Here is a 13,377-nt window from a genome sequence, read left to right as displayed (position 1 = left end):
TCAATGCATCAGAAAATCCTCATCCTGGACTTTGGTTCGCAGTACACGCAACTGATTGCGCGGCGTGTGCGTGAAACGAACGTCTATTGCGAATTGCATCCGTACGATGCCAGCCCCGAATTTATCAAAGCCTTTGCACCCAGCGGAATTATCCTTTCCGGCGGTCCCGCTTCAGTCACTGAAGACGAAACACCGCGCGCGCCGCACATTGTCTTTGAGCTGGGCGTGCCGGTGTTGGGTATTTGCTATGGCATGCAAACGATGGCGGCGCAATTGGGTGGTGCGGTAGAAAATGCTGCCGTGCGCGAGTTTGGTTATGCCGAGATACAGACGGCGCAACAGGGTGCGCTGTTTCAGGACATACGAGATCGCACCAGCGCGGACGGAAGCAACGTGCTGGATGTCTGGATGAGTCATGGCGACGCGGTGATCGCATTACCGGCCGGATTTGAGGTGATGGCGTGTAACGCAGCCACACCGATTGCGGCGATGGCGGATGACCGGCGGCGCTTTTACGGCATCCAGTTCCATCCCGAAGTGACGCATACGCTGCAAGGCAAAGCGATCATCGAGCGGTTTGTGCACGATATTTGTGGCATCGGGCGCGATTGGAATATGCCGGATTATGTCGAGGAAGCGATCGGTAAAATTCGCGCAACGGTGGGTAACGATCAGGTTATTCTGGGTTTATCCGGCGGTGTGGATTCCTCAGTGGCGGCGGCATTGATCCATCGCGCCATCGGCGATCAGTTGACCTGTGTTTTCGTTGATAATGGCCTGCTGCGCGCCAATGAAGCCAGGCAAGTCATGGAAACGTTCGCTAAGAATTTGGCGGTTAAAGTGATTCATGTCGATGCCAGCCGTGATTTCTATCGCAACCTGACCGGCATTACCGATCCGGAAGCCAAGCGCAAAATTATCGGCCGGGAATTTGTCGAGGTATTTCAGCGCGAATCGGTCAAAATCACCGATGCCAAATGGCTGGCGCAAGGCACGATTTATCCCGATGTGATCGAATCCGCAGGCGGGAAAACCAAAAAAGCGCATACCATCAAGTCGCATCATAACGTCGGCGGGTTGCCGGAGACGATGCACCTGAAATTGCTCGAACCGTTGCGTGAACTGTTTAAAGACGAAGTGCGCGAATTGGGTTTAGTGCTCGGTTTGCCGCGCGATATGGTTTTCCGCCACCCGTTTCCCGGTCCCGGCTTGGGCGTGCGCATTCTGGGCGAAGTGAAATACGAATACGCCGAATTATTACGACAGGCCGATCACATTTTTATCGAAGAATTGCAGCATTCCGGTTGGTACGAAAAAACCTCGCAAGCGTTCGCGGTGTTTCTGCCGGTCAAATCCGTCGGCGTGATGGGGGACGGACGCACCTACGAATACGTCATTGCGCTCAGAGCCGTGCAAACCCAGGATTTTATGACCGCCAACTGGGCGGAACTACCGTATTCCTTACTCAGCAAGGTTTCCAACCGGATTATTAACGAAATCCGCGGCATCAACCGTGTCGTCTACGACATTTCCGGCAAACCACCGGCTACCATTGAGTGGGAATGATTTTATGTTTTGCATTGCCCGGCAATGATTTGTAAAAACATCCACGAAACCCGCTTAAACGCGGGTTTTTTGTTATTTCTGTCTGTGGCGATACCGCGCAATAAAAAGCAACGCCAAGACAGAGCAGAGAGGCCGTCCGATTCTGCATTGCATTCAAACCTAACAGCGCCTTGCGATGTGGTATAAAATCAAACCGGGAAGCTGCTTGTTTTCATGCAGTGGCTTTGTGATCTAATGATGAGAAGGAATCAACATGTTTCAAACACTTTCTATGCTTATTGTCGTTGTTGCACTGCTGCAAGGTTGTGTTACCTCCAAAGAGGTGTTTCTGGCCGATGGTACCAAAGGGCATAACATCAACTGTGGTGGCTCCGGAATGAACTATAGCAACTGCCTTGAGAAAGCGGGCGAGGTCTGTGGCACGCGCGGGTATCACTTGTTGAATCAGCAAGGCGAAGCGGTTCCTTTCTCTCAGGCAATCCGAGAACTGGGCGCAAATACACAATCGTCATCGGTTGGATATTCGACAACTTCCGGCGCAATAGTCACTCGTAATCTATTGATCAAATGCAAATAAATGGGGGTGATTTATGAAAGTCGAAGTGACGGTTGAGCTTGAGATAAGTCTGCATAAAACCAGTATTGCAGATATTAAGAAATTACTGGAAGAAATGATGGATCCAAAAAAGTTTGATGCCTTGGAAGCGATCAGAATAAAAGATGTAAAAATAGGCGGATAGATTTTCTTTCGGTCCCAATGGATTGAGATGGGTTTCGCTGCTTTTATCCAGATGAGTGGGAAATATTGATAAACCACGTGAATTACACTCTGCGTGAATAGGCATGATGGGTAATAATTTTTGCTAAGTTATACTGGTTGAGCGCCTTTGCAGCATATCTCCTTATCTGTAAGAATTCCTAGCGCTGTTTACAGTATTTAGGAGAATACTGTCGATGAATATACACAAACGCACTCGCTTAACATTATTGGATCGTCAGGAAATCTGGCGCCATTATCAAACCCGTTTCTCAGCTCAGCAAGATGTGCTGCACTATATTTCCATGTTCTATAACAATCATCGACTGCACTCATATTTGGGATACAAAAGCCCTAATCAATATGAGGTAGAAATTGAAAATGTAAAGAAAGTTGCTTAACTGGGTTGTCCGGTTTTACTTGATCATGTTAGTTTTGGCGAAGATGAGGATGCGCTCTATTGGGTCTTTTTCCATTACTTTCAGTCAGATTTCTTGCGTCTGTCGGAGCACTCACTAATCGACCAACACCGCTAGTATCTGGTGGGTGAGTGGTTATCGAGCGATGCTTCAAGCGAAAGTTTTTAGCAGCTTACGGGTGAAAATGGCATTGACTGCTCCTTGTCTTTCATATTTCACCTCATAGTTTGGGTGCTGGCGTGTTTTTTCTCCACTGCCAAGGCGGGGTAGGGGAATCTAATTTCCATAATCCGGATTGTGATGACTTTGCTTTATTTTGTATGTCATACAATCCCTTATTAGTTACATATTTATCAAAAACCCAAGCCATGCCGCGTTTGATTTGCTCGGTGTTGGCATCTATTCCTTCACATGTAACATAGGCAACAGTGCGGCCATGACTATCTTTGCTTTTGGGCGCTACTTCAGCATTTTTATTCAAACAAATTTCCGATAAAGATAACTTTGAATCAAGACTGAATCTTTGGCGTTTTTCGGGTGCATCAATTTCAGCCAGTCGAACAACTATTTGATGATGATCGCAACTTGCAACCAATGTATCCCCATTGGTGACGGAAATAACGAAACACATTAGTGTAGTTGTCAGCATTCAGTATTCCTTTTATGTGTTCAACTCTGTTTTGGTTCTGAAAAATAGCAATCCCAGCCCCGCCAGCAGCAGCGTATAAGTTGACGGTTCAGGCACAGATGGAATAGGGAGAAGAGGGGGAGGCCCGATTATAGGAAACTCAGGAATATCAAAAGGTGAAAGCAAAAATGCCTGCCGATCACTGCCGTTCAGTGATCCATGCCCAACAATTTGTCCAAGGTTGTTGATGGCTTCGGGCTGAATCCAATCCCATCCGGCTTCGATTACTGGAGCAAGTTGCATAAGGTTGATCATTACACCATCGCTATATAAAAAAGGATGGGCACGTTCAGTAGCAGTGTCAGACCAGCCAACTATCTGTCCGGAATCATTAATATCATTGGCCCAACTTCTTGCTCCGCCTAAAGTTCCAATGCTAGTCATGTTTGTACCATTTGTATCAGTAATGAAGGCGATATAATTATTACTGGTATCTTCCGAGAATCCCGTCACTTGCCCAGAGTTGTTAATTCCAGTTGCATAGCTGTAATATCCGCCCAAAGTACCCAAATCAGTCATGCCTATACCGTTCGGCCCCGTGATGAATGCATGGAGAATACCGCTACGGAGAGGGTTTGAATATCCAACTACCTGTCCGGAATCGTTAATGTCTGTGGCGTAACTTTCTCTTCCTCCCAACGTACCTAAGTCAGTCATCCCTACTCCGTTAGAACCCGTAATGAATGCGTGAGTTGAATAGTTGGAATCAACATAAGAATATCCCGCTACTTGTCCAGAATTATTGATGGCCGATCCTACGCTATATCCTGTGGAGTAACTCGAGCTTGTGCCACCCAAAGTACCTAGGTCTGTAATGCCTGTGCCATTGGTGTCCGTGATAAAAGCATGGTCAGATCTGTTATGTCCCGTTACTTGTCCAGAATCGTTGATACCAAAGGCTGTGTGTGGGCCGCCAAGAAGCTCAATCATATTCGCACCGTTTGCTTCTGTAACGAAGGCCTTTGCGCCTTCATTAAGATATCCCACCACCTGTCCTAAATTGTTGATGTCTTTGGCAACGCTTGATGGTGCACCTAATGTACCCAGACTGGTAATTGACCATTCGGCATTGGCTGATGTCGATGCAATGAGTAGGGATGCTGCTGCTATTTTTATTAGGGCCTGTTAACGCTATTTGATATAATTTGGTGATGGAAATCACCGAAACTCAATATCAACAGATCGAGCACTGCCTGCCGCGTCAGCGTGGCAACGTCAGCCATTCCAATCTGCAAGTTCTCAATGCCATTCTTTACGTTGCCGAGCATAGCTGCAAGTGGCGAGGACTGCCCAAGCGATTCGGCAACTGGCATACCATCTATACCCGCATGAATCGCTGGGCAAAGAGTGGTGTACTGAGCCATGTATTTGGGCAACTTCAGCATCAGCAAATCATCCGTATCCGTATTGAAACTGTTTCGCTGGACAGCACCAGCATCAAAGTCCATCCCGACGGTACGGGTGCGTTAAAAAAAACGGCCCCCAATCCATCGGAAAATCTCGAGGTGGATGGACCACCAAAATTCATCTGGTTGCCGCAGATTCCAGAACAACCATAAGCTTTGCCCTCTCGCCCGGTCACGCCCACGATGCGCCAGAGGGCAGGCAGCTTTTGCTTTCCCTCGGTCCCGTCAATACGCCCACCTACCTGCTGATGGATCGTGCTTATGAGGGCGACCAAACCCGGCAACTGGCACTAGATTTGGGTTACATCCCGGTTGTTCCGCCCAAAGCAAATCGCTTGTCACCCTGGGAATACAACCGTGCCATGTACAAAAAACGCAACGAGATCGAACGATTGTTCAGAAGGCTCAAGGGATTTCGCCGCATCTTCTCCAGGTTCGATAAGCTCGATGTCGTCTTCATCTCCTTTATCCACTTCGCTCTCATCGTCGAAGCAATCAGATTGTGTTAACAGGCCTTAGTCTGAGAGCATTGAAATTTTAGTCATCGTGGTTTGATTCTTTGTTTGTTTGGACTGCCGCCACTGCCTTAAATACACCAATCTTTGCGTGAAACTCTTCTTCATCCATCGCTGGCGATTTCTTTCATGAATTCCATCTTCTCCAGGCTGTTGTTGGATAAATCTATCATTGGTTGTTCTGCATTGTTATTCAAATATTTTTCTGGAATTTTGTCATTATTTTCCAATTGCTTGCGGGGTTTTTTCTAATTCCGGAATAGACTTATCCGAAAACAAGAGTCGTAACTTATTTCATTTAATGCTAACAATATTAATTTTATTATTATGTTTAGTATTAAGTAAACAAACAAATGCTTAACTCTATGGATTACATAACGAAGAATCCTTGTCATGACTTTGGCTTGTTTATTCCAGCTTTGTACCCATGCAGCAGCATGGGGCAAAAGCGACTGCTGGAGGGTTATCCACGAACTGCGTGATGTGCCGTTTATGGCTTCCATGAGTTGCCCGGTCGCGTTGCACCAGTACAGTTCACCATGGCCAAATACCCGCAACTTCTATTTGATGGGGTCGAAAAAACGAGGAGGCTGCAAACAGTTCCGAATTTCCGGTCAGTTAAATAAAGTTAAATTTCTCTTAATGCGATGTCGTGCGCTATGATGACCAGCACTCATAGTATTTAATGCTCAACTGACAATAGGATGGGAATGAAACGGGAATTCAAGAAGCCGGTTAGCTGGCTCGGGGGCAGGGATCTTCTGACCAGTCTCAAAAGCATTATTTCCTCTACAGTGAATGGTGAGAAGCAAGATCCCAGGGATTGGATGTTTGCTGAAACCATTTCAATGAAGCGCTGCACTGGCAATAAGCAAGAACCCTACTGGTTTGATTACATTGCGGATACCGGCGACGGTATGAGCGCGGTCTATAACGTCGCGTATTTGTGCATGAGCGATCTCTGGCTTAAAAGTGAAGTGCCGGGTCAGGAGCAGATTTCGTTATCTCCAACCGAAGGCTATGATCTTCAATTACCGCGCGGCGAGTTTTTATTTGTCGGCGGCGATACGGCTTACCACGTAGCAGATGTCGCTTCGCTCAAAGAGCGGTTCCAGACGCCTTTTAATTGGGCCTATGTGGACATCTGTGCCGCTACAGGGAAAAAGGTCGAGCAACGTCCGATTTTTGGTATACCGGCCAATCATGATTATTACGATGCATTGGATGGTTTTAACCGGCAATTCTGTGAACCGATCAGCAAAAGTCTTCAGGCGCATGTGCACGAGCAAGAAGATCTGCAAGATCCTCAGCTGGGTCTGTACGGATTCACGCGAATGCAAAAAAGCAGTTATGTCGCGCTGGAATTGCCTTTTGACTGGAAATTATGGGGATTCGATGCACAAAAAGGCAAAATGGATAAGCGGCAGCAAGCTTTTTTTGTATCGACCTTTTGCAAAGATCTGGTAGCCAGTGGTGCATTATTTGATACAGACAAAAAAGCAGAAGTACAAGAAGCTTTGCAAGCTGCAATACCGGGTAAATTAATTGTTGCCACACCTGAACCCAGTACCGCCTTTGGAAAGCGTGCCGCTGAAGATGCGCCGATGACGAAGTCGTTTGAGCATTTGGGGCTGGAGCCCGGTTTTCTGCATGACGGCAAACTGAGCAGCGACAAATGCCGCTTGGATATTTCGGGTGATACGCATCATTACGCGCGTTACTGGGGTGACAAAAATGAAAATGGCGAACCTGGTAATTACGCTTCCGTGGTCGCTGGCGGCGGTGGCGCTTTTTTGCACCCGAGCCATACCGATGCCGGAGAAATAAAAAAACAGCGGGTTTATCCGGAAGAATCCGATTCCCATTGCGAAATCACGCGGAGAATTCTGAATCCATGGAACATTCTTTGGCGTGGTAGTGTTGGGTTAATCGGCGCCATCGTGGCTTTGGTGACTTATTTTGCAGTGACTATTCCGCAAAGCACTTCGTCCTTATTCAGGTATTTCTTGGATAATTTACCTGCACTCGATGCAGATCAGTATTTCCTGGAACGTATCCAGCAAGGGCTTCTTATTGCTGATACACATCACTATTTCGAATTATCGTATGGGTTCGATTTGGTTTATATCTTTCTATTCATCGTGTTCTTGCTTGCATGGAAGAGGATGAGCATACCGGAGTTATCAAAAGTCAAATACAGTGACTTGCAGGATGAATGGGAACGGTTCCGTACGGCATTCCTCATACCCGTTTCTTTATGGATAATTCCGTTACTATTTCTGGTGCTTTGGCCAAGAGAATCATCTCCCGCTTCTTTCCAAGCTTCATGGTTGATCGGTTTGTTTGTATTTGCAGCGCTGCTGCTATTTGATTTGAACCGGAGCTACAGCGATGTTTTATCGGACCGGTCTAAAATCCGGCATCAAACTGGGTGGGATTCTTTTCCTTTATGGGTATTGAATGTGATGGGGATTGTTTGTATCGCATTTGTTTTTTTGCATTACGGTGTTTACAAGGCATCCGTGATGAGTTTTGATTTGCTGGCGATCATTCTTTGGTCCTTAGTCATAGCCGGTTTTACCGCATTCCCGTTTTTTGATACCGACAAGCTCGGTATAGCCAGAGCCAATTGGGGTAAGTTCCTGGCGATAGGTTTCTGGCATGCGCTATTGCAAATTTCAATACCGGTTTGTTTGGCGCTGTATGCCAGTTTGACTGAGTGGTTAGTAATTTGCACAGTGACAATCGCGATTACTGTGGCTGCCGGTTTCTTGTTTTCTAGTGAGCATTTAACCAAAAATTTTTCACCGGAAATTCAGAAAAAAATCGGTAACGGTATGTTGATGGCATGGATTATCATCGGAATGGCCGTATTTTTTGCAGCGACGCGGGGCGAGCCTGTTCCTGTTGATGGTTGGCGCTTGCTGATGGCTTTGTTTTCGGGCGGGATTTTTAGCTGTATTTGGCTAGGCTGGTATTTCGCGGTATCGCTGGCGTTCAATTGCCATAACGGCGAGGCTGGGGGAGGGGCGAGGTCTGAACGCTATCGCCACATTATTCGCTTTAAGTTGACCGAAAATACATTGACCGGTTATGTCATCGGTATTGATACCCCTGTGACTGATCTCAAGACACAAGCGCCTAAATTCCGTTTGGTGGATGTATTTACGCTACAGGCAAAGAACGAGTAAATTCGCATTATCTTTGATCAGACGGGAATGTGTTATTCCACCCGTCGTAGTAAGAATGTGCTGAGAGCGGTGGTGCCATTTGGCTTTATGCTTCATTGAAAGCCAAAAATCTTTAAGAATGTAATTAAGATCAGTACCACCGTCAAAATGAAAACGACTCGAGACATCAACTGATAGATTGCTCTTCTGGTGACTATTTCTTGATGGTATTGAGCATCGATTTCGTGCATTTCGTTTCTGAGTTTCCGGAATGGCGGCCCCATGATATCGAGGCATCGAAGCAGCACCATGGCAACGATGGCGTAAGACACCATTTCAATTTTCAGCATATAAGCCAAAATACTGCCGCTTTCCTTGGGGCCGATCAACGTGAACAGCATACCGATGACAACCGCTAGCATGACGGAAACGTGCGTTAGCAGTGCAGAGCTTTTGGTATCGATAATAACCATATCGTGCAGGATATGATTGATGTGATTGATGTCTTTTCTCACATCGGCAAACTTTCTTTCATCTTCCTCATTTAAAGACAAAAGCGCTTTAAAAACTTTATCAACCAGATCGTACATCATCGGACTGCCTCCGCTTTTTTTATCGTAGACGTACTATATGACATCCAGCGTTATATAAACAGAGATAGTTGTATAGTTATAACAATCTGAAAATATTATTATTTGCTCCAGTGCAATAAATAATTGCCTATGCCATCAATTCCCGCAGAACATAAGGCAAGATTCCGCCGTGTTTGAAGTAATCCACCTCGATGGTGGTATCAATACGGCATAACAGTTGCACGGTCTGGTTGCTGCCGTCTCTTCGCCGGATACTCAGCGTGACATCCTGTTGCGGCTGGATATTATCCAGTCCCAAGATATCGAATTGCTCGTCGCCTTTGATGCCCAACGTATCGGCATTGTCATTGTTTTTGAATTGCAATGGCAGAACGCCCATACCAATCAGATTGCTGCGGTGGATGCGTTCAAAGCTGCTGGCGATCACCGCTTTAACACCCAACAGCTGCGTGCCCTTAGCGGCCCAGTCGCGGCTTGAGCCAGTACCGTATTCCTTACCACCGAAAACAACGGTCGGAATACCCTGTGCCTGATACTTCATCGCAGCATCGTAAATGCTCATTTGCTCCGGCGCAGCGCCTGCGGCGCCCTGATAAAGGGTAATGCCGCCTTCGCTGCCGGGAATCATCAGATTTTTGATGCGCACATTGGCAAAGGTACCGCGCATCATCACTTCATGGTGGCCGCGCCGGGCGCCATAGCTATTAAAATCGGCTTTGCCGACATGATGATCGAGCAGATAACGTCCTGCGGGTGAAGTGTCCTTGATCGATCCCGCCGGACTGATGTGATCCGTTGTCACGGAATCGCCAAATATCCCCAGCGCGTAGGCATTTTTAATGTTACCCGCGCCGCTGGATGTTGCAGGCTGCAGCGAGAAATTCTGGAAAAAGGGCGGTTCGGCGATATAAGTCGACTCCGGCCAATTGTAGGTTTGTCCGGTAACGGAAGTGACGCTATTCCACAACGTGTGATCTTTGGTGAGATTGCCATAGAGTTTCCGGAAAGTATCCGCGTTGGCGGCATATTTCAATAATGCATGAATTTCCGCGCTGCTAGGCCAGATATCCTTTAGCCAGACTGGTTGATTGTTTTTGCCGATGCCCAATGGTTCAGCCGTGAGGTCTTTCAGTATAGTACCGGCGATTGCGTAGGCCACGACCAATGGTGGTGACGCCAGAAAGTTAGCGCGAATGTTTGGATGAATGCGCGCTTCAAAATTGCGGTTACCGGATAATACCGCAGCGCAGACCAGATCATTCTTGACGATGGCTTCTTCTATCGGTTCGGCCAATGGTCCCGCGTTGCCGATGCACGTGGTGCAGCCGTAACCGACCAGATTGAAGCCCAACTGTTCGAGATAAGGCGACAGTCCGGTGATGTTTAAATAATCGGTGACTACGCGCGAGCCGGGCGCCAGCGATGTTTTGATGTGATGCTTGACCGACAATCCTTTCTCGACCGCCTTTTTGGCCAGTAAACCCGCAGCCAGCAGCACGCTCGGGTTGGATGTGTTGGTACAGGATGTGATGGCGGCAATCAATACATCGCCGTGACCCAGATCAACGCTTGAGCCATTCAATTCGACCTGACATAAGTCGGCTGCATTGGGCGCGGGGCGGTTACTGGTCATTTCGGTGATATTGCGGGAAACCATCCGCCGCTCGGTGGATGCAGCGCTTTGCGGCGCCGGTGTGTTGCCGGCACTGGGTGCCGACAATCTGTTTTCATCGACATTGCCGGAGTCGATATGTGTGCAAACTTCGAGATCCTGGCTATGAGCATTGCGCACTGAGTAACGCTGATTGATATTGTCGTTTTGTTTGCCGTAACCGCTTTCTCTGATGGGTTTGTTAAAGAGCTCGGTGAAACGGGATTTTATGGCCGTCAGTTCAATGCGATCCTGAGGGCGTTTGGGACCCGCTAGTGCAGGTGATACCGAACTCAGATCGAGCGTCAGCTCGCTGGTATAGTCGATGTCTCCTTTTTTGGGGATGCCATACATTTGCTGTGCCTGGAAATAAGCCTGGAATGCGGCGATTTCTTCCTGGCTACGTCCCGTGCCTCTGAAATAATCAATAGTCGCGTCGTCGACCGGAAAGAATCCCATGGTTGCGCCATACTCCGGCGCCATGTTGGCGATCGTGGCGCGATCGGGCAGCGTCAATGAAGCGGTTCCTTCACCGAAGAACTCGACGAATTTACCGACCACATTGGCCTTACGCAGCATTTCCGTGATCGTCAGTACCAGATCGGTTGCGGTAACACCTTCGCGCAACTGGCCTGTTAAATTGACACCCACTACATCGGGGGTGAGGAAATAAACCGGTTGACCCAGCATACCGGCTTCCGCTTCGATCCCGCCGACACCCCAGCCGACGACACCGATACCGTTGATCATGGTGGTATGCGAATCGGTACCGACCAGCGTATCAGGAAAAATAAGTCCGTCTTTCCGGTGCACACCGCGCGCGAGATATTCGAGGTTGACCTGATGCACAATGCCAATCCCGGGGGGGATCACCTTGAATGTGTCAAACGCTTGCATGCCCCACTTGATGAACTGGTAACGTTCGTTATTACGGAAAAATTCTATTTCCATATTGCGATCGATCGCATCTTTCGTGCCGTAGTGATCAACCTGGATCGAATGATCAACGACCAGATCGACGGGAACCAACGGTTCGATGAGCTTCGGATTTTTTCCCAGCTTTACCGCCGTGCTGCGCATGGCAGCGAGATCGACCAGCAGCGGTACGCCGGTAAAGTCTTGCAGCACAATGCGGGAAACGACAAACGGTATTTCATCCACTCTGGCAGCTTCGGGTTTCCAGCTGGCCAGTTGCCGGATATGCGCTTCCGTGATCTTTTTATTGTCAAAATTCCGCAATACCGATTCCAATACGATACGGATCGATACCGGCAGCCGGGAAATTTTTCCAATGCCACTTTTCTCCAGCGCCGGGAGTGAATAGTATTTCGCAGTGTTTCCGGGGGCTATGGATAGCTCATGCAGGCTGTTGAATAAATTGTGGCTCATCGGTAATGTTCCTGAATAGTGCGGGTTAGCGGGTAAATAAAGTATTCTGCCGCTAATATATATTTTTAGGCAAACAAAGTCACGCTTCGGATTGCGAGCATAAATGACAATAAAGAAACAGAATGGAGGGGGGGATATGGATTATCAGGTGGGGTGGCTGATGGGACTCGAACCCACGACAACCGGAATCACAATCCGGGACTCTACCAACTGAGCTACAGCCACCATATGAAGAAAAGTGATACGGTCTTGCACACACAAACCGAGTTGAACAATTCAGTCCATCCATGAGGAAGGTATAATATTTGTGGCGTGCCCGACAGGAATCGAACCTGTAACCCCCAGCTTAGAAGGCTGGTGCTCTATCCGATTGAGCTACGGGCACTAAATCGGGCTGCTCTAAATATTAGGGCTGAAATTGGTCGGGGTGGAGAGATTTGAACTCCCGACATCCTGGTCCCAAACCAGGCGCGCTACCAGGCTACGCTACACCCCGGAAAAGGCGACACTATACCTTCTTAGCGGTGAAACGTCAATTTCTTCGTGCTTCAAGTTGAGAGTTTTGCTAATTTTGTTTGGGCACGATTAAAAACCAGAAATGTTTACATTTTGCATGCGTCATGTCGCAAATCAAATTTACAGTGGTGTGTTATTGTAGAATTCGACTGATGACAAACATCATCTATGGATAAATAACTTGTTATCGAACCTGTTTTCTGATAATACTATGCGATTTTTGTACGCTAGCGGAATTAAAGAGGAGCCTGACAGATGCCAAAAGAGCTGCAAAGTAAACAAGTGACTCCCTATGAACCCAAAGCAGGTGAAGAATATATGGGGCCTGATCAGCTGACGCATTTTCGTAAGATACTGGACGATATGAAAGTGGAATTGGGTCAGGATATTGACCGTGCCGTTCATACCATGCAGGATGAAGCGACGGTTTTCGCCGACCCTAATGACCGAGCCAGTCAGGAATCCGATATGACGCTTGAATTACGTAACCGTGACCGGGAGCGCAAACTGATCAAGAAGATTGATGAGATTATCGGCAAGATCGATTCCGGTGATTATGGTTATTGCGAAAGCTGCGGTGTGGAAATCGGATTAAAACGATTAGAAGCGCGGCCAACGGCGACACTTTGCATCGATTGCAAGACACTGGATGAAATGCGTGAGAGACAAATAGCTAAATAGTTTTGAACGCAATGAGCTGAACGGGT

Annotated in this window: 11 protein-coding genes, 3 tRNA genes and 1 pseudogene; 7 read left to right on the top strand and 8 right to left on the bottom strand. The window is 47.6% G+C overall.

Annotated elements, in window-relative coordinates:
• Positions 1 to 3: 3 nt before the first annotated feature.
• The 4 genes and pseudogenes from guaA to R2103_RS08450 all read left to right on the top strand — a co-directional run.
• Positions 4 to 1,566, top strand: a complete 1,563-nt coding sequence (gene guaA / locus R2103_RS08465; protein ID WP_317531021.1) for a glutamine-hydrolyzing GMP synthase — start codon at positions 4 to 6, stop codon at positions 1,564 to 1,566.
• 253 nt (positions 1,567 to 1,819) lie between these two features.
• Complete coding sequence (locus R2103_RS08460) at positions 1,820 to 2,143, top strand: hypothetical protein (RefSeq protein ID WP_317531020.1); 324 nt, start codon at positions 1,820 to 1,822, stop codon at positions 2,141 to 2,143.
• Positions 2,144 to 2,156: 13 nt separating this feature from the next.
• Positions 2,157 to 2,306, top strand: a complete 150-nt coding sequence (locus R2103_RS08455; RefSeq protein ID WP_160817637.1) for a hypothetical protein — start codon at positions 2,157 to 2,159, stop codon at positions 2,304 to 2,306.
• Between the two features lie 265 nt (positions 2,307 to 2,571).
• Positions 2,572 to 2,724, top strand: a pseudogene (locus R2103_RS08450) (IS3 family transposase); the annotation flags it as partial.
• Positions 2,725 to 2,962: 238 nt separating this feature from the next.
• Here R2103_RS08450 and R2103_RS08445 read toward each other — a convergent pair.
• Positions 2,963 to 3,391 (bottom strand): thermonuclease family protein, encoded by a 429-nt coding sequence (locus R2103_RS08445; protein WP_317531019.1) that lies wholly within the window; start codon positions 3,389 to 3,391, stop codon positions 2,963 to 2,965.
• Between the two features lie 12 nt (positions 3,392 to 3,403).
• Entirely contained in the window at positions 3,404 to 4,417 is a 1,014-nt protein-coding gene (locus R2103_RS08440; protein WP_317531018.1) for a DUF3466 family protein, read from the bottom strand.
• Positions 4,418 to 4,581: 164 nt separating this feature from the next.
• Between R2103_RS08440 and R2103_RS08435 the strand changes: the two genes are divergently transcribed.
• Positions 4,582 to 5,345 (top strand): IS5 family transposase gene (locus R2103_RS08435; RefSeq protein ID WP_317531017.1). Its coding sequence is split into 2 segments (ribosomal slippage): positions 4,582 to 4,897 and positions 4,897 to 5,345, totalling 765 coding nucleotides; the frame shifts between segments, so codons are not numbered across the junction.
• A gap of 110 nt (positions 5,346 to 5,455) precedes the next feature.
• Here R2103_RS08435 and R2103_RS08430 read toward each other — a convergent pair.
• A complete protein-coding gene (locus R2103_RS08430; protein ID WP_317531016.1) occupies positions 5,456 to 5,581 on the bottom strand; it encodes a hypothetical protein in 126 nt (41 codons plus the stop codon).
• Between the two features lie 480 nt (positions 5,582 to 6,061).
• On the opposite strand from R2103_RS08430, the gene R2103_RS08425 reads away from it, so the two are divergent.
• The gene (locus R2103_RS08425; RefSeq protein WP_317531015.1) at positions 6,062 to 8,542 is read left to right on the top strand and encodes a hypothetical protein; all 2,481 of its coding nucleotides are present in this window, start codon (positions 6,062 to 6,064) and stop codon (positions 8,540 to 8,542) included.
• 92 nt (positions 8,543 to 8,634) lie between these two features.
• Here the strand turns inward: R2103_RS08425 and R2103_RS08420 are convergent, their stop codons facing one another.
• From R2103_RS08420 to R2103_RS08400, 5 genes are all read right to left on the bottom strand, one after another.
• Positions 8,635 to 9,114 carry a hypothetical protein gene (locus tag R2103_RS08420; protein WP_317531014.1) on the bottom strand — a complete coding sequence of 160 codons (480 nt, stop codon included), beginning with the start codon at positions 9,112 to 9,114 and terminating at the stop codon, positions 8,635 to 8,637.
• A 127-nt stretch (positions 9,115 to 9,241) separates the two neighbouring features.
• Entirely contained in the window at positions 9,242 to 12,154 is a 2,913-nt protein-coding gene (locus R2103_RS08415; protein ID WP_317531013.1) for an aconitate hydratase, read from the bottom strand.
• Positions 12,155 to 12,303: 149 nt separating this feature from the next.
• Positions 12,304 to 12,379 (bottom strand) — tRNA-His (locus R2103_RS08410).
• Between the two features lie 83 nt (positions 12,380 to 12,462).
• Positions 12,463 to 12,539, bottom strand: a tRNA-Arg gene (locus R2103_RS08405).
• A gap of 34 nt (positions 12,540 to 12,573) precedes the next feature.
• Positions 12,574 to 12,650, bottom strand: a tRNA-Pro gene (locus tag R2103_RS08400).
• A gap of 275 nt (positions 12,651 to 12,925) precedes the next feature.
• Here R2103_RS08400 and dksA point away from each other — a divergent pair.
• On the top strand, positions 12,926 to 13,351 hold the full coding sequence (dksA, locus tag R2103_RS08395; protein ID WP_317531012.1) for an RNA polymerase-binding protein DksA: 426 nt from the start codon (positions 12,926 to 12,928) through the stop codon (positions 13,349 to 13,351).
• The last annotated feature ends 26 nt before the right edge of the window (positions 13,352 to 13,377 follow it).

Source organism: Nitrosomonas sp. Is24 (genome assembly GCF_033063335.1).
Taxonomy (GTDB): Bacteria; Pseudomonadota; Gammaproteobacteria; order Burkholderiales; family Nitrosomonadaceae; genus Nitrosomonas.
Note: the sequence above shows the minus strand (reverse complement) of the source record. Positions and strands in the feature narration are given on the sequence as shown.

Bases quoted from the DNA above. Each gene is read 5' to 3' on its own strand.
- R2103_RS08460 (WP_317531020.1), top strand. From the start codon at position 1,820: ATGTTTCAAACACTTTCTATGCTTATTGTCGTTGTTGCACTGCTGCAA.
- R2103_RS08425 (WP_317531015.1), top strand. From the start codon at position 6,062: ATGAAACGGGAATTCAAGAAGCCGGTTAGCTGGCTCGGGGGCAGGGAT.
- dksA (WP_317531012.1), top strand. From the start codon at position 12,926: ATGCCAAAAGAGCTGCAAAGTAAACAAGTGACTCCCTATGAACCCAAA.
- R2103_RS08420 (WP_317531014.1), bottom strand. From the start codon at position 9,114: ATGATGTACGATCTGGTTGATAAAGTTTTTAAAGCGCTTTTGTCTTTA.
- R2103_RS08415 (WP_317531013.1), bottom strand. From the start codon at position 12,154: ATGAGCCACAATTTATTCAACAGCCTGCATGAGCTATCCATAGCCCCC.
- R2103_RS08455 (WP_160817637.1), top strand. From the start codon at position 2,157: ATGAAAGTCGAAGTGACGGTTGAGCTTGAGATAAGTCTGCATAAAACC.
- guaA (WP_317531021.1), top strand. From the start codon at position 4: ATGCATCAGAAAATCCTCATCCTGGACTTTGGTTCGCAGTACACGCAA.
- R2103_RS08445 (WP_317531019.1), bottom strand. From the start codon at position 3,391: ATGCTGACAACTACACTAATGTGTTTCGTTATTTCCGTCACCAATGGG.